Source organism: Flavobacterium sp. (genome assembly GCF_031423415.1).
Classification (GTDB): Bacteria; Bacteroidota; Bacteroidia; order Flavobacteriales; family Flavobacteriaceae; genus Flavobacterium.
Window position 1 is genome coordinate 1 of the sequence record NZ_JANPFL010000185.1, and the last position, 1458, is coordinate 1458.

General features: G+C 28.9%; 2 protein-coding genes. Both read right to left on the reverse strand.

The window, feature by feature from the left end; all coding sequences use genetic code 11:
• Positions 1–29: 29 nt before the first annotated feature.
• On the reverse strand, positions 30–566 hold the full coding sequence (locus RMO83_RS15700) for a hypothetical protein (RefSeq protein WP_310560648.1): 537 nt from the start codon (positions 564–566) through the stop codon (positions 30–32).
• 148 nt (positions 567–714) lie between these two features.
• Positions 715–1353: a pyridoxamine 5'-phosphate oxidase family protein gene (locus tag RMO83_RS15705; protein WP_310560649.1), complete on the reverse strand. Its 639-nt coding sequence runs from the start codon at positions 1351–1353 to the stop codon at positions 715–717.
• Positions 1354–1458 lie beyond the last annotated feature (105 nt).

Consider the following 1458-nt stretch of genomic DNA (forward strand, 5'->3'; position numbering starts at 1 on the left):
TGCCGCTTTTTTACAAGAATTCTCAATAATTATAGTTTAAATCCATAAGCAACACGCAGTGCAATTTGATTTAATCCTGTCTCTATTGCGTTGTTTCTAACAACTTTAAAATCGCTAAAATGCTCGTATTTTAGACTTATATCAAAATTATCAATTACATAACCAATGCTTGGACTTAGCAATAACGAGTTCTGGTTGTAGCTGTTGGTAACTGCAAATGCGCCACCAGCTTCGCCCATTAAATAAAATTGATCTTCGATTACAAATGCTTTGAAACCTAATTTTACTGGAACATATCCTAAATCTTTACCTGGACTTGCAACAAAAAGGTTATTGAAACCTGTTGTTAATGTAACTGAATATTTTTTAGACAAATCATATTGTAATCGTGCGTCTGCTCCTAAATTAAAATCATAAGGTTTTTCGAATGGCAATCCGCCAGAAATCCCTATTCCAAGTCTAAAACCTTGATCGTAATTTTGTGCCGTTTGTGCAGATGAATAATTGGTTGCAATGATAAAAACCATTGCTGTAAGAATTGTTTTGAATGCGGAAATTAATTTCATTTTTTTTATTTGTTTTATTATTTGATAAAAAATTATTTTTGCAAAGATGATACTGTTGCTCTAAAAAAAAATTATACAATTAAAACAAATTCTTACATAATTCATATAATAATTTATTCCTTCAGATTACGTAATAGATATTTAAAAATTATGGAACAACCCAAAAACTGTTCTTTAAAACTCCATTTTCATAGTAAAAATTAGCTTTTCGGTTTCCAGAATAATCTAAGTACAAAAATTCTAATTCATAAACTTTACAAACAATTACATCGAAATTTTTTTGATAAAAATTACTTTCAATATCTGTAGGTTTAATTTCAGAAAACTTTTCGTCATAACCTAAAGTCGGCTTTTCTGATTTTGTATTTGGTGATTCAATAGTCATATAACCCAATCGAGCCTGCGGACTTGTGGCTTTCCAGCGGTCGATTGCCAATAAATTATTTTCTGGAAGAAATGCATGGGCTTTTATTGCAATTTGAATTTTTTGTCGGGCATCATAAAAAAGCAAAGAAACTCGATTATCTGATTTGATATCTTGAAATTTTCTAGAACGATTGTCGGTGTGAAAGTAGATTGATTTTTGTAACTCATCTACTTTTCTATTTATTACGATTCTTAAAGCCGAGGCATTGTCTAGACCAATTGTCCCCAAACACATTGTGCGAAAACCATTTTTTTTCTTTGAATAACCGTTTATCAATTTTTTCCAAGCCAATTCTTCAATTCCAGCCAAATTGTATGGAATATCATTGATTTTTATTGAATCTAGTTCTGAATTATTCATTTATTTAAAATTAAATTTTGAGTAATTATAATAAAATAAGGTTATATTTTATGATAATGTTGGTATTTCAAACTCTTTATTTCATTGAAATAAAACTTTTATTTG